General features: G+C 30.6%; 18 protein-coding genes and 1 other annotated feature. Of the genes, 13 read left to right on the forward strand and 5 right to left on the reverse strand.

Features of this window, described 5'->3' with window-relative positions; translation table 11 throughout:
• Positions 1 to 51: 51 nt before the first annotated feature.
• From B5F09_RS01040 to B5F09_RS01065, 6 genes are all read left to right on the forward strand, one after another.
• Positions 52 to 675, forward strand: coding sequence for a hypothetical protein (locus B5F09_RS01040; RefSeq protein WP_087370673.1), 624 nt, complete (start codon positions 52 to 54; stop codon positions 673 to 675).
• Positions 669 to 1289 (forward strand): LytTR family DNA-binding domain-containing protein, encoded by a 621-nt coding sequence (locus tag B5F09_RS01045; protein ID WP_087370676.1) that lies wholly within the window; start codon positions 669 to 671, stop codon positions 1287 to 1289. Before B5F09_RS01040 ends, B5F09_RS01045 begins: the two co-directional genes overlap by 7 nt.
• 316 nt (positions 1290 to 1605) lie before the next feature.
• Positions 1606 to 4416: a cation-transporting P-type ATPase gene (locus B5F09_RS01050; protein WP_087370679.1), complete on the forward strand. Its 2811-nt coding sequence runs from the start codon at positions 1606 to 1608 to the stop codon at positions 4414 to 4416.
• A gap of 11 nt (positions 4417 to 4427) precedes the next feature.
• Positions 4428 to 5075, forward strand: a complete 648-nt coding sequence (locus B5F09_RS01055) for a TrkA family potassium uptake protein (protein ID WP_087301286.1) — start codon at positions 4428 to 4430, stop codon at positions 5073 to 5075.
• Between the two features lie 14 nt (positions 5076 to 5089).
• The gene (locus B5F09_RS01060) at positions 5090 to 5752 is read left to right on the forward strand and encodes a TrkA family potassium uptake protein (RefSeq protein ID WP_087370682.1); all 663 of its coding nucleotides are present in this window, start codon (positions 5090 to 5092) and stop codon (positions 5750 to 5752) included.
• 57 nt (positions 5753 to 5809) lie between these two features.
• The gene (locus B5F09_RS01065; protein ID WP_087370686.1) at positions 5810 to 6658 is read left to right on the forward strand and encodes a S66 peptidase family protein; all 849 of its coding nucleotides are present in this window, start codon (positions 5810 to 5812) and stop codon (positions 6656 to 6658) included.
• A gap of 20 nt (positions 6659 to 6678) precedes the next feature.
• Here the strand turns inward: B5F09_RS01065 and argH are convergent, their stop codons facing one another.
• Positions 6679 to 8064 (reverse strand): argininosuccinate lyase, encoded by a 1386-nt coding sequence (argH, locus tag B5F09_RS01070; protein WP_087370689.1) that lies wholly within the window; start codon positions 8062 to 8064, stop codon positions 6679 to 6681.
• Between the two features lie 37 nt (positions 8065 to 8101).
• The gene (locus B5F09_RS01075) at positions 8102 to 9313 is read right to left on the reverse strand and encodes an argininosuccinate synthase (protein ID WP_087301278.1); all 1212 of its coding nucleotides are present in this window, start codon (positions 9311 to 9313) and stop codon (positions 8102 to 8104) included.
• 155 nt (positions 9314 to 9468) lie between these two features.
• Here B5F09_RS01075 and B5F09_RS01080 point away from each other — a divergent pair, with 155 nt between their 5' ends.
• From B5F09_RS01080 to argB, 6 genes are all read left to right on the forward strand, one after another.
• Positions 9469 to 10620 carry an AI-2E family transporter gene (locus B5F09_RS01080; RefSeq protein ID WP_087370692.1) on the forward strand — a complete coding sequence of 384 codons (1152 nt, stop codon included), beginning with the start codon at positions 9469 to 9471 and terminating at the stop codon, positions 10618 to 10620.
• A 131-nt stretch (positions 10621 to 10751) separates the two neighbouring features.
• Positions 10752 to 11465, forward strand: coding sequence for an ABC transporter ATP-binding protein (locus B5F09_RS01085; RefSeq protein WP_087301274.1), 714 nt, complete (start codon positions 10752 to 10754; stop codon positions 11463 to 11465).
• Positions 11458 to 13068 (forward strand): hypothetical protein, encoded by a 1611-nt coding sequence (locus B5F09_RS01090; RefSeq protein ID WP_087370695.1) that lies wholly within the window; start codon positions 11458 to 11460, stop codon positions 13066 to 13068. The genes B5F09_RS01085 and B5F09_RS01090 overlap by 8 nt, the downstream gene beginning before the upstream one ends.
• A 62-nt stretch (positions 13069 to 13130) precedes the next feature.
• Positions 13131 to 13343 (forward strand) — a binding site (T-box leader).
• A gap of 48 nt (positions 13344 to 13391) precedes the next feature.
• Positions 13392 to 14429, forward strand: a complete 1038-nt coding sequence (gene argC, locus B5F09_RS01095) for an N-acetyl-gamma-glutamyl-phosphate reductase (RefSeq protein WP_087301271.1) — start codon at positions 13392 to 13394, stop codon at positions 14427 to 14429.
• An 11-nt stretch (positions 14430 to 14440) separates the two neighbouring features.
• The gene (gene argJ, locus B5F09_RS01100; protein ID WP_087370698.1) at positions 14441 to 15658 is read left to right on the forward strand and encodes a bifunctional glutamate N-acetyltransferase/amino-acid acetyltransferase ArgJ; all 1218 of its coding nucleotides are present in this window, start codon (positions 14441 to 14443) and stop codon (positions 15656 to 15658) included.
• A gap of 18 nt (positions 15659 to 15676) precedes the next feature.
• Positions 15677 to 16549, forward strand: coding sequence for an acetylglutamate kinase (argB, locus tag B5F09_RS01105; protein ID WP_087301267.1), 873 nt, complete (start codon positions 15677 to 15679; stop codon positions 16547 to 16549).
• A 22-nt stretch (positions 16550 to 16571) separates the two neighbouring features.
• On the opposite strand, the gene B5F09_RS01110 is transcribed toward argB, so the two are convergent.
• From B5F09_RS01110 to B5F09_RS01120, 3 genes are all read right to left on the reverse strand, one after another.
• Positions 16572 to 17390 (reverse strand): metallophosphoesterase, encoded by an 819-nt coding sequence (locus B5F09_RS01110; protein WP_087301265.1) that lies wholly within the window; start codon positions 17388 to 17390, stop codon positions 16572 to 16574.
• Positions 17390 to 19150 carry a ribonuclease J1 gene (gene rnjA, locus B5F09_RS01115; protein WP_087370701.1) on the reverse strand — a complete coding sequence of 587 codons (1761 nt, stop codon included), beginning with the start codon at positions 19148 to 19150 and terminating at the stop codon, positions 17390 to 17392. The genes B5F09_RS01110 and rnjA overlap by 1 nt, the downstream gene beginning before the upstream one ends.
• A gap of 81 nt (positions 19151 to 19231) precedes the next feature.
• On the reverse strand, positions 19232 to 20098 hold the full coding sequence (locus B5F09_RS01120; RefSeq protein WP_087370704.1) for a DegV family protein: 867 nt from the start codon (positions 20096 to 20098) through the stop codon (positions 19232 to 19234).
• A gap of 178 nt (positions 20099 to 20276) precedes the next feature.
• Here B5F09_RS01120 and B5F09_RS01125 point away from each other — a divergent pair, with 178 nt between their 5' ends.
• Positions 20277 to 20639: a GntR family transcriptional regulator gene (locus B5F09_RS01125; RefSeq protein ID WP_087301259.1), complete on the forward strand. Its 363-nt coding sequence runs from the start codon at positions 20277 to 20279 to the stop codon at positions 20637 to 20639.
• Positions 20640 to 20641: the final 2 nt, after the last annotated feature.

Below are 20641 nucleotides of genomic sequence, written 5' to 3' on the forward strand. Positions count from 1 at the left end.
TTTTCTTTAGTTTTTTAATGAATATAATGAAGGTGTAAGGAGGGATTTAGGATGAAAGAAAAAGTTATTATTGGTGAAAGGATTGGAATCAAAACTATTTTAGCGGGATATGTAGAATGGAGCATATTTGGCTTGATGGGAGCTGTTGGATTTTATAATTTGGTTGGACGTTATTTCATTAGTGATTCTAGAGTTAATTTGTTAGTATCATTGATTATTTTTATAGTAGTTGTGTTATTAGTAACTCCACTTTTTGGAGCAAATGAGTATTTAGAGTTTTCTAATGAAAAGGTATGTCATTATCGAGCTGGTAGTTATTTACAAAAGTGGTATCGAGCTATTATGATAATAATGAAAAAACCTGATTTGTGTAATTTGGAAATAAAAACTAGTGAAATTTATAGTGTACAATTATCTTATGTACGTTTTACGATGCTTTATGGACAAGCTGGTTATCAGTTAAAAATGACATTTTTATTAAAAGATGGTAGTTTGTTTTCTGTTTTACCAGCAGGTATTGATGATATGAAAAAAGGAAGATTCGAACAGGCATTTTCATTATTAGAGGAAAATGGGGTAACAATTGTTGATAAATTTAATTTAAGAAGTGTTTTAAATGATAAAAACAGTTTCTATTTGCATATTAAAGAAATTGAGGATTTGGAAAAATGTTAAAGGTATTGTTAGTTTGTCAAAAGGAAAGTAATGAAATGTTGAAATCATTACTTAAAAATAGTTTAGAAACTGTTGAGTTTATCGATGAAGAAATGGTAGATAATAATTGTATTATAATAAAAGAAATAGATGATAATATTGATGGGATTTCTAATTTAGTTAATTATCAGGGGCTTGTTTTTATGGTTAGTGATGGTAAGTATATGTTTGAATTATTAGAATATAAACCACTAGCATTTATTCGTAAGGATCATTTGCAAGAAGATATTGATTTTATTAGAGGTCAGTTAGAATATTTTAAGCAAGGATTAGAGTCATATATTGATTTTAAATCAAGCTATCAAACGGTAAGAATGAAAATTAATAATATTGTATATATTGAATCTTTTGCTCATTATTTAATTATTCATAGTAAAAGTGCTAATGTGCGGGTAAGAGAAAAGCTCTCTACAACGTTAGATAAGTTAAAACCATATGGTTTTATTCAGGCTCATAAGTCATATATAGTTAATAAGCATTATTTAAAACAAAAAAATAATCGTGAATTGAAATTAGAAAATGGGATAACTATTCCTGTTGGGAAGAAATTTCAACAAGTAATTAAAGATCTTTAGTACTAACAAAATGTTAGTACTTTTTTAATATTAAAGTTTCAATCTTTATACATTCTTAATATCTTGCGTGCTAAGATATGGTTCGTTGAATAAGTGGTGGAGTCTGTCATAAAGCGATTGCTTTATTTATTCAATGTAAGATTACTTAAATAACGGTATTTAAAGTTACAGGTAAATTACTATTAGTAAAAGAATTTATGTTAAATCTTTTATCTTTGACAGACCTTGAAAGGGGGAAGAATTTTATTTAGTGGTAATTTAAGTTAGAAATTTTTAAATATTTATTTAGTTATTATAGTAATTAGGAGAGTTTTATATGGTTTTAAATAAAAAAGACGAATTAGTTGAAAGCCAAATTATTTACATGACACCGGTCGAAGCATACAAGTCAATGGAGACTAGTATGGAAGGATTGTCAGATATTCAAGTAAGTCAACGATTAGAAAAATATGGTAAAAACGTAATCACCAAGAAAAAGCAGGATTCATTATTTAAAAAGTTTATATCGAACTTTACAAGTTTGATGGCACTGCTTTTATGGTGTGGTGGAATCATTGCAATTATATCTGGTAGTGTTGAACTTGGGATATCTATTTTCTGTGTCAATTTAATAAACGGCTTTTTTTCATTTTTCCAAGAATTTAAAGCAGAAAAGGCTACTGGTGCTTTGCAAAAAATGATGCCTTCATATGCAAGGGTAGTTAGAAATAATCAAGAAGTAAAAATATTAGCGGAGGATATTGTCCCTGGCGATATTATGATTTTAGAAGAAGGGGATCGGATTAGTGGTGACGCTAGAATTTTACGTTGTAGTGATTTTAAAGTTGACCAATCAACTTTAACCGGTGAAAGTAATCCGATTCGAAAAAATTATGAAGCTTTAAAAGAAGAGACTAGTTATCTTGAAGCTGCAAATATGATTTTTACAGGGACGACTGTTTCTTCAGGAACTTGTCATTGTGTTGTAGTTAAAACTGGTATGGCAACTGAATTTGGTAAGATTGCCGATTTAACACAAAATACTAAAAAGACATTGTCCCCATTACAAAAAGAACTTAATATTTTAACTAAACAGATTGCTGCAATTGCTTTAAGTGTTGGGATTGCATTTATGTTGATTGCTGTTTTCATTATCCAAGATCCAATCATGGAATCATTTATTTTTGCTTTAGGAATGGTCGTAGCTTTTATTCCTGAAGGTCTTTTACCAGCGGTAACTTTATCACTAGCACTTTCAGTTCAAAGAATGGCTAAAGAAAATGCTTTAGTTAAAAAATTATCAGCAGTAGAAACTTTAGGTTGTACCAATGTGATTTGTTCAGATAAGACCGGTACTTTAACTCAAAATGAAATGACGGTTAATCATTTATGGACGTTTGAAAGCAAATTAGATGTTAGTGGTGAAGGATATAGTAGTGAAGGTAATATTCATGATGGTGATAATATCATCACAGTTAATAAAAGTAACACTTTAAGATTATTATTAAGTGGAGCTGCATTATGTTCAAATGCTAAGTTGGTACCACCAAGTAAAAACAGTGCTAATGCTCGTTATACTGTTTTAGGTGATCCTACAGAAGCATGTTTGGGTGTTGTCGCTAAAAAAGGTGGCATTGACTATAAAAAGTTAAATCAAGAGTATCCTCGAATTTTAGAGTTGCCATTTGAGTCAAATCGTAAGAGAATGACAACAATTCATCAATTAAAGGAACCATTTGAAGGAAGTAACCGGATTGCTTTTATTAAAGGGTCTCCAAAAGAAGTGATGGAACTTTGTAATAAATATTATAGTGGTGGTAAAGCTAATCAAATAAGTGAAGATGATCGTCAAAAAATTATGGCAGCTAATGATTTATACGCTAAACAAGGTTTAAGGGTATTAGCGGTTGCCTATCGATCTTTATCACACAATGATCCAAGTTTGCCAAGTGCAATTAGGGAATATACCCCAGAAAATATTGAACGTGATTTAACATTTCTTGGTTTAGTTGCGATGCAAGATCCACCTCGCAAAGAGGTTAAAGAAGCAGTTGCTTTATGCCGTAGCGCTGGAATCAAGATTATTATGATAACTGGTGACTATGGATTAACAGCAGAAAGTATTGCTCGTAAAATTGGGATTATTCAAAGTGAAGACGCTAAAATTATTTCTGGTGTTGAACTTGCAAAAATGGATGATGACCAGTTAAAAGAAGTATTAAAAGGTGAAGTTGTATTTGCACGTATGGCTCCAGATCAAAAATATCGAATTGTTTGTGCCTTACAGGAATTAGGAAATATTGTTGCGGTAACTGGTGATGGAGTTAACGATTCACCAGCATTAAAGAAAGCTGATATTGGTGTTGCAATGGGTATTTCTGGTACAGATGTAGCTAAAGAAGCAGCTGATATGATTTTAACAGATGATAACTTTGCTTCAATTGTTAGTGCTATTAAAGAAGGACGGACGGTATATAATAATATTAGAAAATTCTTACGTTATATTTTCGATAGTAACACGCCAGAAGCTGCTGCTCCTGCGTTATATCTATTTTCTGGTGGTTTAGTTCCTTTACCATTAACGATCATGCAGATTTTAACGATTGATATTGGTACTGACATGGTTCCTGCTTTAGGACTAGGTGCAGAGCATGGTGAAGATAATATCATGAATCAGCCACCACGTTCATTAGATGAGCGGTTATTAAATAAATCAGTAATTATTAGAGGATTTCTTTGGTATGGATTATTGCTTACTGTATTTGCTTTAGGTGGTTATTTCTTAGTCAATTACTTATATGGCTGGCCAAATGTTTCATTGGCTCCTGAAGGAACTTTTGTTTATCAAAAAGCAACGACAATGATGTTAGCAGGTGTTGTTTTTGGACAAATTGCAATGGCTTTAAACAATCGTACTGAAACAGAGTCAGTTTTAAAGCGTGGTATTTTTTCTAACCATTATATAAATCTTGGTTTTGTAGTTGAAATAGTAATTTTACTATTAATTGTTTATGTGCCTTTTTTTAATGGTGTTTTTGGTACAGCACCACTAGGAATTTATGAATGGTTATATTTAATCCCAATTCCATTTATTCTATTTGGAATTGAAGAATTAAGAAAGAAAATTGTGAAAAAAAGAAAAAAATAAAGGAGAAGAATATGAAAATAATAATTGTTGGCTGTGGGAATTTTGGAACCCGTTTAGCGAAATATTTAAATGGATTAAATCATGATGTTGTTATTATTGATAACCGTCAGGAAACGTTTAATAATTTAGATGATAACTTTACTGGGAAAACTATTTTAGGTATTGGTTATGACAAAGATATTTTAGAAAAAGCGGGTATTAAAACAGCAGATACTTTAGTTAGCTGTTCAAGCAGTGATGCAGTAAATGCAGTAGTAAGTCATATTGCTCATAATATTTATCATGTTCCTAATGTAATTGCCCGTATGTATGATAATAAAAAAGCTCGAATTTTTAGATCAATGGGAATCCACATTATTTCAGTAACAGGATTAGGTGTTGAAAGAATTATGGATTATATTGATACTAGTCGTTTGCAGGTAATTAAAAAAATCGGTGATGATAGTGAAATTAGAGTTGTAAAAATCAAAGCTGGTTTATCAATGATTGGTAAAACAGTTTTAGAAATTACTAGTCATGGCGAATTTGAAGTAATTGCTATTGAACGCTATGGAACAACTATGATTCCTTTAAAAGATACTAAAATTATGGAAAATGATGTTGTCTATTTTACTGTATTAGAAGAATCAATTAATGAATTTAAACAAGCTATTTTATAATTATGGAGGATAATATGAGAGTAATTATTATAGGTGGTGGCCAGGTAGGAACTTATATTGCTGGTTTGCTATATGAAAATCATGATGTTAAAGTAATTGAAAATCGTCCTAAATCAATTGAAAATTTTAAAAACTATAATCTACCAGAAGAATTACTAGTTATTGGTGATGGTACCGATGTTGATGTTTTAGAAAAAGCTGGTATTAGAGAATGTGATGCTTTGGTCTGTGTTACTGGTCTTGATGAAATAAACTTAACAGCAGCAATGGTTTCTAAATTTGAATACGATGTACCACGAGTAATTGGACGTGTTAATAATCCTAAAAATGTCTGGTTATTTAACTCAGGAATGGGAATTGATACTAAGATTAATCAAGCAGATATTATTGGTCATATGATTGCTGATGAAATGAATTATCAATCTTTAATGACTTTATTAAAATTATCAAAAGGTGATTATTCAATTGTACGTATTCGAGTAGATTATCATTCTAGTTATGTTGGAAAAACAGTATCTCAACTTGATATGCCTAATAACGCTTTATTGATCGCTATCTACCAAGACGATGAATTATTAATTCCTCATGGTGATACAGTAATTGAAGCGGGACAGAATATTTTAGCTTTTGGTGATGATCAGGCAATTGAAAAATTGAATCAGATTTTTACTAGCTAATATAATCTTAAAAATTAGTTTTTATGCTATAATAAAGGTTCAAGGCAGGTGGATAAAATGTTACAACAAGGTGATAAAATAAGTATAATTGCCTGTTCTAATGGCCTTTTAGATAGCCAAAGCAAGCAGATTGAAAACTTATATATGATTTTAAAAAAAGCTGGATTAATACCGGTGTTAAGTCCATATCTTTACCGGCAAGAATCAGTGTTTGCCACTGATGCTAAAAATCGTGCTAAAGTGCTTATGGATAGTTATAATGATAATGAAATCAAAGCGATATTTGATGTTTCTGGGGGAAATATTGCAAATGAAATACTGGATTTACTTGACTATGATTTGATTAAAAGAAACCCGAAACCATTCTGGGGTTATAGTGATTTGACAACTGTTATTAATGCTTTATATCATCAAACTGGTCAATGTGAATATTTGTATCAAATTAGAAATATTCTTTTAAAACAGCAATATGATGATTTTAATAATAGTGTATTTTTAAATCAAAATGATTTATATGATTTTTCATATTGCTTTATTCAACAGACCCAGATGTCAGGAGTTGTAATTGGTGGTAATATTCGCTGTTTTTTAAAGCTGGCTGGAACTAAGTATTTACCGGATTTTTCTAATCGAATTTTATTTTTAGAAAGTTATAGTGGAGATGTTGCGTTAATGACTACTTATTTAACCCAGCTAAAACAAATGGGAGTTTTTCAAAAAATTTCAGGATTGTTATTAGGAACCTTTACTGAGATGGAAAAGAATAATGAATATCCTGATATTGTAGCTTTAGCAACTAGAATTATTAATGATAAAAATCTAGCGATTGCTAAAACGGATGATATTGGACATAGTCGAAATTCAAAGTGTTTAATTATTGGTAAAGAATATCGATTAAAAAAATAGGTCAAGAAATATTTCTTGACCTATTTGCTTGCAAATTCAGCTAAAAATTGTTCATTTAAAGCAATTACTTTTTTCATAGCCTCAATTCCTGGGGCACCGATTGTATTTCGTTTATTAACACAAGTTTCAACACTTATTGCTTCATAAATATCTTCATCAAATACATCGCAAATAGCTTTAAATTCATCAATAGTTAAATCATCTAAATCTTTATTTTGTTCAATGGCATATAAAACTAATTTACCAATAATACCATGAGCATCTCTAAATGGAACGCCTTTATTAACTAAATAATCAGCGGCATCAGTAGCATTAGTGAAACCACCAGTAGCTGATTTACGCATTTTTGTTTTATTAAATGTAGTTGTTTTTAACATATCATTTAATAATTGTAAACATCCTTTAGTAGTTGTTAGGGCGTCGAAAAATAACTCTTTATCTTCTTGCATATCTTTATTATATGCAAGTGGTAGACCCTTCATTGTTGTAAGTAAGCTAGTTAAAGCACCATAAACACGTCCAGTTTTTCCTCTGATTAATTCAGCAATATCAGGATTTTTTTTCTGTGGCATGATTGAAGATCCAGTTGAAAAAGTATCATCTAGTTCAACAAATTGATATTCATTAGTATTCCAGATAATTATTTCTTCACTAATTCTTGACATGTGCATCATCATTGTCGCCATGGCACTTAATAATTCGATTAAATAATCACGATCACTTACGCCATCAATACTATTTAAACATGGACCGTCAAATCCTAATAATTCAGCAGTATATTCGCGATCTAGAGGATAAGTTGTTCCCGCTAAGGCTCCAGATCCTAATGGACAGACATTCATACGTTTATATATATCTTCTAAACGACTGCTATCACGTTTAAACATTTCAAAATATGCGCCCATATGATGAGCTAAAGTAATTGGCTGGGCTTTTTGTAAATGAGTAAAGCCAGGCATTATTGTATCGATATGTTCTTTCATGATGTCATTAATAGTAGTTAATAAATCATGAATTAAAGTATTTAACATCAAAATTTGATCGCGGGTATATAAACGCATATCCAAAGCAACCTGGTCGTTACGACTACGACCAGTATGTATTTTTTTACCAGTATCACCAATACGATCAATTAAAGTTGATTCTACAAAACTGTGAATATCTTCTTGAGTATTGTCGATTTTTAATGTGCCATTTTCAATATCAGCTAAAATCTGTTGTAATGCTGTTTCAATTTGTTGACCTTCTTCTTTAGTTAAAATCCCTTGTTTGGCAAGCATCTTAACATGAGCGATACTACCTTGAATATCTTGACGATAGAATGTTTGATCAAAACTGATTGATGCATTAAAGTCATAGACTAATTGATTGGTAGGTTTAGTAAAACGTCCACCCCATAGATTCATAAATTTCCTCCTTATAATAAAAGGGCATTAGCCCTTTTTATTTTTTATTATTTAATTTCATTGCTCTAACTTTAGTTGAAAGTCCATATAAAGTAATGAATCCTTCAGCATCATGATGATCATATAAATCACCAGTAGCAAAGCTTGCGATATCTTCATCATATAATGAATATGGTGAAGTAGTACCTTCTTTAATAATATTACCTTTATATAATCTAAATTTAGTTGTTCCGCTAACAACTTCTTGAGTTTTATCAACAAAAGCAGTTAAAGCTTCTCTAAGTGGTGAAAACCATTTAGCACCATAAACTAATTCTGCAAACTCTACAGATACCAAGCGTTTATATTTTAAAGTTTCACGATCAAGAACTAATTCTTCTAATTGGCGATGAGCTTCCATTAAAATAGTTCCCCCTGGAGTTTCATAAACACCACGAGATTTCATACCAACAACACGGTTTTCAACGATATCTACAATACCAATTCCATGTTTTCCACCTAATTCATTTAATTCTTCTAAAATAGCAGTTAGTGATTTAGCTTTACCGTTAATTTTAACTGGGACCCCTTTTTCCCATTCAAGTACGACATGTTCTGCTTCATCAGGTGCTTTTTCTGGTGAATTAGATAAAACTAATAAATGGTCATAATTTGGTGTATTTTCAGGATTTTCAAGTTCTAACCCTTCATGAGAAATATGCCAAATATTACGATCACGTGAATAACTTGAATCAGCTGAGAATGGTAAATCAATACCATGTTCTTTACAATATTCAATTTCAGATTCTCTAGAATCCATTGTCCATTTTGGATCACGCCAAGCAGCAATGATTTTTAAATCAGGTGCTAAGGCTTTAATACCAAGCTCAAAACGAATCTGGTCATTTCCTTTACCAGTAGCCCCATGACAAATTGCAGTAGCCCCTTCTTGTCTAGCTACATCTACTAATACTTTAGCAATTAAAGGTCTTGCAGTAGCAGTTCCTAATAAGTATTTATATTCGAAGACAGCATCAGCTTGAACAGTAGGCATAATATAGTCTTTAACATATTCATCAACTACATGTTTTACATATAATTTAGTTGCGCCACAAGCTTTTGCTCGTTCTTCAAGGCCGTCTAATTCATCGCCTTGTCCAACGTCGATACAACAGCAGATTACTTCATAGTCATAATTTTCTTTTAACCAAGGAATAATTGCAGTTGTGTCTAATCCGCCAGAGTAAGCAAGAATAACTTTTTCTTTCATCTAAAATTCCCCCTTAAAGTAACATTAAATTATCATTATAATAAACTAAAGTGTTTAAAATTGCAATGCTTTATCGTAATAATAACCATTTTATTAATTGTTCATATTATAGTAATAATGATAAAATAAAATTATCTAAAAATCGGGAGGGCTTTATGAATAAAATAGAAATAGATTATAAAAAAACATTAAAACTTGTCATAATTGCCATTATTGCATATTGGATTTTGAATCATTATCAAATAGTATTATCTTTGTTAAGTAAATTACTATCAGTTTTAATGCCATTTATTATTGGGTGCATGATTGCTTTTGTTTTAAATGTTTTAATGATAAGAATTGAAAAACAATTATCAAAAGTTATTGTAAATCCTAAGCTTAAAATCCTTAAGCGGGTTTTAAGTATTCTTGGTTCAATTGCTCTGGTTGTCGGAGTAGTGGCCATTATCATTATTTTAATTATTCCAGAACTTGTTAGCGCTATTAAAGTGATTGCTCTTTCTTTACCGGAAGTAATTGATAATTTACAAAACTGGACGGATAGTCATAGCATCTATTTACCACAACTAGAAAATCTGATTAATCAAATAGATGTTGAAAGTCTAGGAAATGAGTTATCAAAATTTGCTAAAACAGAATTTAGTGGTGTGCTTGATTCGACCATTGATATATTAGCTGTTATCGTAAATGGGATTGTAAATTTTGTTTTAGGACTAGTTTTTGCAATATATATCTTAATGTCTAAAGAAACATTAAAGGATCAGACTAAAAGATTAATTAATGCTTATCTACCAAGCAAAGTAGCTGATAATATATTTGAAGTAGCACGACTTTCTAGAACTACTTTTTCTAATTTTATTATTGGACAAACAGTAGAAGCTTTTATCTTAGGAGCGCTATGTACAATTGGAATGATTATTTTAGGATTGCCATATGCTCCAATGGTGGGTTCTTTAGTAGGAATTACAGCCTTTATTCCAATTATCGGTGCTTTTATTGGTGGGGCAATTGGAGCATTTATGATTTTTACGGTTGATTATATGCAAGCTTTTATCTTTATTATTTTCCTAGTTATTTTACAACAATTAGAAGGTGATTTGATTTATCCACGAGTAGTTGGGTCTACAATTGGCTTACCTTCAATTTGGGTTTTATTTGCAGTAACGGTTGGTGGTAGTTTATGGAGGATTACCGGAGTTTTATTAGGAGTACCAATAGTATCTGTAATTTATTCTTTAGTTAAAATACAAGTAAAAAATAGAGAGAAGCGACTGAAAGTTAAGGAGAATGTAGAGGTTATCGAATGATAACCTCATTTTTATTAAGATTCTATTAAAGTATATATTGGGGTGTTCTAAATGATATTTTAATGTGCTATAATCTATTTAGAAAATAATCTAAATAGATTTTTAGATTTGATAATTTGAGGGGGACTTATATGTTAAAAATTGAAAATTTAAGTAAGACTTTTGGTAGTAAAAAAGCAGTTGATAATTTATCACTGCATATAAAAAAGGGGCAAATATATGGTTTCATTGGTCATAATGGGGCTGGGAAAACTACAACATTAAAAGCAATTGCCGGAATACTACAATTTGATCAGGGTGATATTTTTATTGATGGTAAATCAATAAAAAACCAGCCGCTTGAATGTAAAAAAATCATGGCTTATATTCCTGATAATCCTGATTTATATGAGTATTTAACAGGGATTAAGTATTTAAATTTTATTGCGGATGTTTATGGTGTTAGCCAGCAAGATCGTCAAGAAAGAATAAAAAAATATAGTGAGATGTTTGAAATTGCTGATTCATTAAAAGAACCTATTAGTGCTTATTCACATGGGATGAAACAAAAATTAGCAGTTATTTCAGCATTGATTCATGATCCTAAATTGATTATTATGGATGAACCGTTTGTTGGTCTTGATCCTAAAGCTTCTCATTTGTTAAAAGAATTGATGCATGATTTATGTCAAGCAGGTGGCGCAATCTTTTTTTCAACCCATGTATTGGAAGTTGCTGAAAAACTATGTGATCAAATTGCAATCATAAAAAAGGGAAAATTAATTGTTTCTGGAAATACTCAAGAAGTCATTGGTGATGATTCGTTAGAAGAAGTATTTTTAGAGTTGGAGGATGACCATGCTTAAAACATTAGTGAAAATTCGTTTTCAGGGCTTGTTTTTAAAGTCAATGATGGGAAGTAAAAAGAAAAAACTTAGTATTGGAAAGATGATTTTATTTTCGTTGCTTTTTATCTATTTAGGAATTGTCCTGGTAGCTGTTTTTGGATATTTTTTTGATTTAATAATCGAACCATTTATTGCAAGTGGTTATGAGTGGTTGTATTTTGGATTAATGGCTTTGGTTGTTATTTTGTTTTGTTTTTTGGGGAGTATTTTTTATACTCAACAGGAAATATATGGGGCTAAAGATAATGATTTGTTGTTATCGATGCCAATTAAAACAAGAGATATTTTATTAAGTAGAATTTTAGTAGTTTTACTTTTGAATTATGTTTATGAAGCTTTAATTGCTTTACCGGCAATTATTGTTTATTATTTACATCAGCCTTTTAATGGTTTGCAAATGCTTATTTTTATAATTGTTTTTGTAACTTTGCCATTATTTGTTTTAGCATTAAGTTGTGTTTTTGGCTGGTTAATAACAATGATTTTAAAGAAGATACCTAGTAAAACTTTTATTACGATGGTTTTATCATTAGGAGTATTGGTAGCGTATTTTTATTTAGTAAATAAAATGCCTGAATATCTAGCTTCTTTAATAACAAATGGTGAAACGATCGGTGAAATTGTAGAAAGTAAATTATATCCAATTTATCACTTAGCTAAAGCTATTAGTGATATGAATTTATTTAGTCTGATTGTTTATTTATCAACGGCTTTAATACCGTTTGTACTTGTGATTTATTTATTGTCATTAAATTTTATTAAATTAACGACTTCAAAATCAGGAGTAAAGAAAGGAAAATTAAAACAAACAGATATTAAAACTAATGGTTTGAAAAAATCATTATTTATGCGTGAGTTAAGACATTTTACCTCTAATCCAATGGTAATGATGAATTCAGCTATTGGAATTGCTTTTACAATTTTTTTAGCTGGGGCTTTAATTGTAAAAAGCAATGATGTAAAAATTATTGTTCAATCAATATCTCCTTTATTGCAAGGAACATTAAGTGAGTGGCTCGTTGCTGGTTTGTGTTTAGTAATTATAGGGGTTAGTTCTTTTAACTATATTAGTGCTAGCTTGATTTCCTTAGAGGGAAATCGATTATGGATCATTAAATCATTACCACTTAAAACTAAAGATATATTAGATAGTAAATTGTTATTGCATATCGTACTTTGTATACCACCAGCTATTATCTTCTCTTTAGCGGGAATATATGTTTTTTCGCTTGATATTGTTGATGCATTAATAGTGATTTTGGTACCAGTGATCTTTATCGTTTTTGAAGCAATTTTTGGTTTATTGATAAATTTATGGAAACCAAAATTTGATTGGGTAAATGAGACAATTGTTGTTAAACAAAGTATGGCTGTAATGATTGCAATGCTTGGAACAATGGCTTTTGTTGTCTTGGTTGCCGGTGGTTATATTCTGTTATTTAATGAGTTTATTAGTGCTATTAATTATACGTATTTAATTGCAGTAATTCTAATTGTTTTGGATATCTTTGGCTATTATTTATTGAATACCTGGGGTGCTAAACAATTCGCTAAATTTTAAGCTTGTAAATAAGAAATGTTAAAATTTGTTTGACAAAATCATTTTCCGTATTATAATATTAGTCAAACTCGATGACTAAAAGAGTAGTCTTAATGATGGTTTTAGCGAGCTAGCGTTGGTGGAAGGTTAGTAATCTAGTTAAGATAAAGCGCATTTACGAGAGGAAAGTGGGAAATAATAGTATCACTTTCGGGTTATCGCCCTTATCGATGAAAGTGGTCATAAGGTCAACTTATGATAATTAGAGTGGTAACGCGGTTAATTTCGTCTCTTGGTTCAAGAGACGTTTTTTATTTATATTAAAGAAATGGGGGACTAACAAAATGATTAGAGTAGGTATAGTAGGGGCAACTGGATATGGTGGTTGTGAACTAGTACGATTTTTATTAACACATAAAGACGTTGAGATTAAATGGGTTTCATCAAGGACATACACTGATCAAGAGTATAGTTCTGTTTATTCAAGTTATTTTAAATTATTAGATCAAAAATGTGTTGATGAAAATATTGAAGATTATTTAGATGATGTTGATGTTGTATTTTTTGCAACACCACAAGGGGTATGTGCTAAAACAGTTAATGAAAATGTCTTGAATAAGGTCAAGGTGATTGACTTGAGTGCTGATTATCGTATCAAAGATGTTGCAACATATGAAGCCTGGTATGGAATTAAGCATGCTTCACCACAATTTATTGATGAGGCTGTTTATGGATTATGTGAGATTAATCGTGAAAAAATAAAAGCAGCTCGTTTAATTGCTAATCCAGGATGTTATCCAACTTGTTCAATTTTATCAATATATCCACTTGTAAAAGCAAATTTAATTGAAACAGATACGTTGATAATTGATGCTAAAAGCGGAGTTAGCGGTGCTGGTAGATCTGCTAAAGTTGCTAATTTATATTGTGAAGTTAATGAAAGTATCAAAGCTTATGGGGTAACAACACATCGCCATACACCAGAAATTGAAGAACAGCTAGGCTATGTAGCTAATAAAACTGTTTTATTGAATTTTACACCACATTTAGTACCGATGAATCGTGGCATTTTAGTAACGGCTTATGCTAAATTGAAACCAGGTGTTAGTAAAGAAGATGTTGAAAAAGCTTATCAATGTTATGATGATGAATATTTTGTTAGGGTATTAAAACCAGGAGTTGTTCCTGAAGTAAGAAGTGTTAAGGCAAGCAATTTTGTTGATGTAAATTATCAAATTGACCCACGTACTAATCGAGTTATTATGATGGGCGCTATGGATAATTTAGTTAAAGGTGCTGCTGGGCAGGCTATTCAAAATATGAATATTATGTTTGGTCTTGATGAAAAAGAAGGTTTAATGTTAGCACCAGCAATTTTATAGGGGGAATAGAAATGAAAATAATTGAAACAGGAACTGTTACTTCACCAAAAGGGTTTCTTGGTGTTGGTGAACATGTTGGTATAAAGAAAGAAAAGAAAGATTTAGCTTTAATCTATAGTACTGTAGCTGCTAAAGCTGTGGGGACATTTACTCAAAACGTTGTTAAAGCGGCACCAGTATTATGGGATAAAATGATCGTTGAAAATTATGACCATGCTCGAGTAATTGCAATCAATAGTGGGGTTGCTAATGCTTGTACTGGTCAAGAAGGAATCGAAAATAATGAAGAGTTTGCTAAAATAGTAGCTGATAATTTTTCAATTAATAAAGAAGAAGTATTAATTTGTTCGACAGGAGTAATTGGTAAACAATTACCAATGGAAGTTATTAAAAATGGGGTTGAACAAGTTAAACCGTTATTAAAAGAAGATGGTGGGATGGATGTAGCAACAGCTATTTTAACTACAGATACTAAAGCTAAACATCTTGCTGTGGAAATTGAATTAGGTGGTAAAACAGTAACTATTGGGGCTTGCTGTAAAGGTTCAGGAATGATTCATCCTAATATGGCAACAATGCTTGGTTTTATTACTACTGATTGTAATATCTCTAAAACTTTATTAAATAAGGCTTTAAAAGAAATTATTCCTGATACATTTAATATGATTTCAGTTGATAGAGATACTTCAACTAATGATACGGTATTATTATTAGCTAATGGATTGGCTAATAATCCAGAAATTAATGAAGAAAATACTGATTATCAAGTATTTAAAGAGGCTTTATATTATGTTAATGAATTTTTAGCTAAAGCAATTGCTGGTGATGGAGAAGGGGCTACTAAATTATTAGAAGTACAGGTACATGGCGCTAATAGTATTAATCAGGCTAAAGTGATTGCTAAAAGCGTTTGTACATCACCATTAGTTAAAACAGCAATCTATGGTAATGATGCCAATTGGGGAAGATTGCTATGTGCAATGGGTTATTCAGGGGAACAATTTGACCCATATAATGTTGATTTAAAAATTGCTAGTGAGTTTGGAATATTACAATTAGTAGCTAAGGGGATGGCAACTGATTATAGTGAAGAATTAGCAACAAAAATCTTGTCGAGCAGTGAAGTAAAAGCAATTATTGATATTCATAATGGAAATTATCAAGCGACAGCATGGGGTTGTGATTTAACATATGATTATGTAAAAATCAATGCTGATTATCGCTCATAGTTAATAAGGGGGAAATATATGGTACAAACAAGAACGATTGAACAAAGTAAAGCCCAAGTATTGGTTGATGCTTTAAGTTATATTCAAAAATTTAATGGGAACATTGTTGTTATCAAATATGGTGGCAGTGCCATGACTAATGAAGTAATAAAACATAGTGTTTTAAAAGATATCGCGGTATTAAAATCAGTAGGGATCAAACCGGTTATCGTTCATGGTGGTGGTAATGATATTAATAAATGGTTAACAAAAGTAGGAATTAAAAGTAATTTTAAAAATGGTTTACGGGTTACTGATAAAGAAACTTTAGAAGTTGCTGAAATGGTTTTATCAGGCAAAATTAATAAAGGGTTAGTTCAGCATATGGAACGAATTGGAACACATGCTGTTGGTTTGTCAGGGAAAGATGGTAATTTAATTACAGTAAAAAAAGCATTGCCTAAAGGTGAAGATATAGGTTATGTTGGTGAAATTATTAATGTTGATATTAATTTAATTGAAACATTATTAGAAAAAGATTATACGCCAATAATTTCAACTATAGGTTTAGATAGTAAATATAATGCTTATAATATTAATGCTGATGATGTAGCGACAGCTGTTGCTCGCGGCTTGAAAGCAAGTAAATTAGTATTTTTGACAGATATTGAAGGAGTTTTAAAAGATCCAAATGATCCAAGTACTTTGATATCGGTTATTGATACTAAGTCAGCTAAAGAGTTGTTTGAACAAGGGGTAATTACTGGGGGAATGATTCCTAAATTGAAGAATTGTCTAGATGCTGTTCAAGAAGATGTAAAAAAGGTTCATATTTTAGATGGTCGTCTTGAACATAGTTTATTGATAGAAATTTTTACAACTAATGGTGTTGGAACAGAAATTAAAAAATAACGAAGTGATTTTCATCATTTCGTTATTTTTTTAATGTAACAATATTAATTTGATTAGGACAAAATAAACGATATTCATAACCATTTTCCATTCCTAAACCATTAGAAATAATTAGTTCACTATCATCGATAGTATGTCGACCACTTACATAAGTAGATCCATTTGTTTTGGTAAACAAACCACCAATTATTGGTAATCGAATATAACCGCCCATAGTATGTCCTGATAGCTGCAATGCAATAGCGCTTTTAGCAGTTGTTGTAAAATAATCTGGTTCATGAACGACAGCTAGTTTATAGCTATCTTTGTTGTTATCGTTTAATAGACCACTAATATCACCATTGCTTTCTAAACCAAATAAGCTAATCGAAGCATTTTTGTAATAGATTGGTCGATATTCATTGTGAAGAACTTCAAAACCACCTTCATTTAATATGGCGGTAACATCAGTAGCAATTGTTAAATCTTTTTCACCTAAAACCGCAAATTTACCGAATTTAGAATTAATGTTTGATAAAGTACTGATTACTTTTTCAGTTTCAAAAGCACTACTTTGGAATAAATCACCACCAAATATCACCATATCAACATTTTGATCATTAAGCGAAGCCACAATTTCTCCTAATCGTTCAATATCACTACTATCTTCAAGATTAATATCACTTATAAAACCAATTTTAAAATTATTAAATTCTTCAGGTAAACTATCATTAGTAATAGTTGATTCTTGAATTTCATAGCCCTCTGGGGCAATAGAATGACTGTAATAATATGTAAATCCAGCCAAGAGAATAATAATTACTAAAATTAATACTTTAATTATTCTAATCTTTTTTTTCATCATACCTTTTTATTCATGATTACTGGAATAATCATTGGATTACGTTTGGTTTTACGATAAAAATAAGAAGATAAAATATCACGGGTAGTATTTTTAATTTCTCCAAAAGTAGTTTTGCCTTGTAATAATTTTGATAAATTGACTTCAACTAGGTGTTCAGCTTCCCTGATCATTTTAAAACTATCTTTCATATAAACAAAACCACGAGAAATAATAACTGGTCGACTTAATAATTTGCCACTACGAGAATCCATGCTAATCAAGATTGAAACCATACCATCTTCAGATAAAATCTGACGATCTCGTAATACAGCAGTTGATAAACCGCTAATATCATTACCATCAACATAAATATCTTCAACATGAATTCTTGGACCTAAACGTGCTGTTCCATTGTTTAATAATATAGTATCCCCGTTTGATAAAACAAAAGTATTTTCTGGTGGAATACCAACATCTTGTGATAATTCAGCATGAATTTTTAACATTCGATATTCACCATGAACTGGGAAAAAGTATTTTGGTTTTGTAAGTAGCATCATCAATTTCTGTTCTTCTTGTGAAGCATGCCCTGAAGTATGTAAATTATTAAAAGCCGTATTAGTTAAAACTCGAGCACCAGCTCTAAATAGTTTATTAACAACGACATTTACGCTATAGGCATTACCAGGGATCGGATTTGATGAAAATACTACAGTATCACCAGGTTTGATTTTAACAAATTTATGAGTTCCATTGGCAATTCGACTTAAGGCAGCCAAGGCTTCACCTTGGGAACCAGTACATAATATTAAAATTTCATTATCAGGTAATTTTTTAGCTTGATCATTTTTAATGAAAAAACGATCAGGACATTTAATGTATCCCATTGCTCTAGATACTTGAATATTATTTTCCATAGAACGTCCGTAAACTAAAATTTTACGATTAAATTTTACAGCTGCTTCAACAATTTGTTGAACTCGATGAACGTTAGAGGCAAAAGTTGCTACAATCAAACGCCCCTCAGTTTTTCTAAATTCTTCTTGAACACTGTTAGCAACTATTTTTTCACTGATCGAAAAAGTTGGTACTTCAGCATTTGTCGAATCACTCATTAATAAGGTTACACCTGTTTCTCCTAAAAATGACATTTTTTGATAATCAGCAGGATCACCTACAGGTGATAAGTCAAATTTAAAATCACCAGTTTCAATAATTCGTCCATTTGGTGTATTAATAATAATTCCTAATGATTCAGGAATTGAGTGATTGGTTTTGAAAAAACCAATATTAAAATAACGTGAATGAATTTGATATTCATCATCAATTTCAATTATCTTAGTTGCATTAGTTAAACGTCGTTCTTCAAGTTTTCTTTTTATCATTGCACTAGCTAAAGGAGTTGCATAGATAAATGGTATTTTTACTATTTGTAGTAAAAAAGGAATACCACCAATATGATCTTCGTGACCATGAGTTATTAATAAACCACGAATTTTCTTTTCATTTCTTTTTAAATAAGTGTAGTCAGGAATAACATAATCGATTCCTGGTAAGCCTTCTTCTGCAAATTTAACCCCAGCATCAACAATAAAAATTTCATTATCATGTTCAAAGCAGTAGGTGTTTTTTCCAATTTCATTTAAGCCACCTAACGCAAATACTTTAGTATCGATGTTATTATTTGTTTTTTGATTATTGCTTTTTTTAGAATAGTTCTTTTTTCTTATCTGTGATTTGCCAGTTTGTTTATTATATGTCTTTGGCCTTTCTTGCATAAATTTCCTCCTTGTTTTATTTTGTCTTCTTTATTAAATAATTATAACATAAAATAAAAGACAAGAAACAAAGTTTCTTGTCTAAATAATCTTTTTACATGCAGCAATTGCTAATGCATGTGGTCCAATGTGACATGAAACACTTAATGATAACGGATCGCAAAAAATTATTGAATCATGATAGAGAGCTTCTAATTCTTGTTTTAATTCTAATCCTTGTTGACGGTCAAAAGTATAAGCTACACATAAATGAACATTTTTACCATGACCTTCAGGATCGATTCGTTCTTCAATGTCTTTTTTAATAGCATCAATCATGATCTTAGTTGCTTTTGACATTGTTCTACTTTTTGAAAAAGTATCTAATTTTTCGCCTTGGATTTGAAGAATTGGTTTGATTTTCATCATTCCACCTAAAATTGCTACAGCAGGTGTAATTCGCCCACCTTTACGAAGATACTCTAATGTATTTACAGTAATATAAATAGAAGCATTAAATTTATTAGCTTCGAGAATTTCTTTAATTTCTTTGGCTGATTTACCATTTTTAGCCATTTCAATAGCATCTAAAACATCCCATTTTTGAGTTACAGATATTCTTTGAGAATCAACTACTTGAACCTTACCGTCATATTCATTAGCTAACATGATTGCTGTTTGACAAGAACCGCTTAAACCACTAGACATTGGAATATGAACAATTTCATCATATTCTTGTAGTACTTCATCCCATAGTTTACTAACATCACCAACTAATGGCTGACTTGTAAATACTTCAGCACCATTCATCAGCTTTTCATAAAATTCATCTTGGGTTAAGTTGATATCTTCATAATATGTTTTGCCATCAATAGTAAAGGGCATTGGTAAAACTTTAATGCCTAATTTTTTACCTTCATCTTGGCTTATTCCAGAATTACTATCGGTAATAATTGCAACTTTACTCATAAAAAGCCTCCTATCTATAAACCATATTTTACTTAAAATCATAAAAAATGCAAACTATTTAATAGATTTATGAAAATTAATAGACATATTATTGAATATGTCTATACTGTTCTATTTCTTGTAATACAGTTGTAACTTTGTTATACTACAATTAGAATCATAAAGAAAGGGGCTTTTTATGCAAATTGATCATAATAGTAATATTCCAATTTATGAACAGCTTTATCATCAATTATTAAAATATATTACAACTGGATTGTTACGCCCTGATGATAAGTTACCTTCTGTAAGAGAACTTTCATCATCATTACATATAAATCCTAATACTGTTGTTAAAGCATATCGTTTATTAGAAGAGCAGGGATTTATCCACTCTTTACCTGGTAAAGGGAGTTTTGTTAGTCGTAAGCAGACATTACAAACGGAGCTTTTTAAAAATCAGATTGATGAACTTATTAAGGAAATCGTTGTAAAAAGCAAATATGTTGATCTTTCTTTTGAACAATTATGTCAGCTTTTAGAGCGAGCATGGGAGGAATAGCA

This window comes from Erysipelatoclostridium sp. An173 (assembly GCF_002160495.1).
GTDB lineage: Bacteria > Bacillota_I > Bacilli_A > Erysipelotrichales > Coprobacillaceae > Thomasclavelia > Thomasclavelia merdavium.

Excerpts from the sequence above, each read along its gene's own strand:
- B5F09_RS01055 (WP_087301286.1), top strand. The coding sequence starts at position 4,428 with ATGAAAATAATAATTGTTGGCTGTGGGAATTTTGGAACCCGTTTAGCG.
- B5F09_RS01090 (WP_087370695.1), top strand. The coding sequence starts at position 11,458 with ATGCTTAAAACATTAGTGAAAATTCGTTTTCAGGGCTTGTTTTTAAAG.
- B5F09_RS01065 (WP_087370686.1), top strand. The coding sequence starts at position 5,810 with ATGTTACAACAAGGTGATAAAATAAGTATAATTGCCTGTTCTAATGGC.
- B5F09_RS01040 (WP_087370673.1), top strand. The coding sequence starts at position 52 with ATGAAAGAAAAAGTTATTATTGGTGAAAGGATTGGAATCAAAACTATT.
- B5F09_RS01120 (WP_087370704.1), bottom strand. The coding sequence starts at position 20,098 with ATGAGTAAAGTTGCAATTATTACCGATAGTAATTCTGGAATAAGCCAA.
- B5F09_RS01080 (WP_087370692.1), top strand. The coding sequence starts at position 9,469 with ATGAATAAAATAGAAATAGATTATAAAAAAACATTAAAACTTGTCATA.
- argC (WP_087301271.1), top strand. The coding sequence starts at position 13,392 with ATGATTAGAGTAGGTATAGTAGGGGCAACTGGATATGGTGGTTGTGAA.
- B5F09_RS01125 (WP_087301259.1), top strand. The coding sequence starts at position 20,277 with ATGCAAATTGATCATAATAGTAATATTCCAATTTATGAACAGCTTTAT.
- B5F09_RS01045 (WP_087370676.1), top strand. The coding sequence starts at position 669 with ATGTTAAAGGTATTGTTAGTTTGTCAAAAGGAAAGTAATGAAATGTTG.
- B5F09_RS01110 (WP_087301265.1), bottom strand. The coding sequence starts at position 17,390 with ATGAAAAAAAAGATTAGAATAATTAAAGTATTAATTTTAGTAATTATT.
- B5F09_RS01085 (WP_087301274.1), top strand. The coding sequence starts at position 10,752 with ATGTTAAAAATTGAAAATTTAAGTAAGACTTTTGGTAGTAAAAAAGCA.
- argH (WP_087370689.1), bottom strand. The coding sequence starts at position 8,064 with ATGAATCTATGGGGTGGACGTTTTACTAAACCTACCAATCAATTAGTC.
- B5F09_RS01075 (WP_087301278.1), bottom strand. The coding sequence starts at position 9,313 with ATGAAAGAAAAAGTTATTCTTGCTTACTCTGGCGGATTAGACACAACT.
- B5F09_RS01050 (WP_087370679.1), top strand. The coding sequence starts at position 1,606 with ATGGTTTTAAATAAAAAAGACGAATTAGTTGAAAGCCAAATTATTTAC.
- argJ (WP_087370698.1), top strand. The coding sequence starts at position 14,441 with ATGAAAATAATTGAAACAGGAACTGTTACTTCACCAAAAGGGTTTCTT.
- rnjA (WP_087370701.1), bottom strand. The coding sequence starts at position 19,150 with ATGCAAGAAAGGCCAAAGACATATAATAAACAAACTGGCAAATCACAG.
- argB (WP_087301267.1), top strand. The coding sequence starts at position 15,677 with ATGGTACAAACAAGAACGATTGAACAAAGTAAAGCCCAAGTATTGGTT.
- B5F09_RS01060 (WP_087370682.1), top strand. The coding sequence starts at position 5,090 with ATGAGAGTAATTATTATAGGTGGTGGCCAGGTAGGAACTTATATTGCT.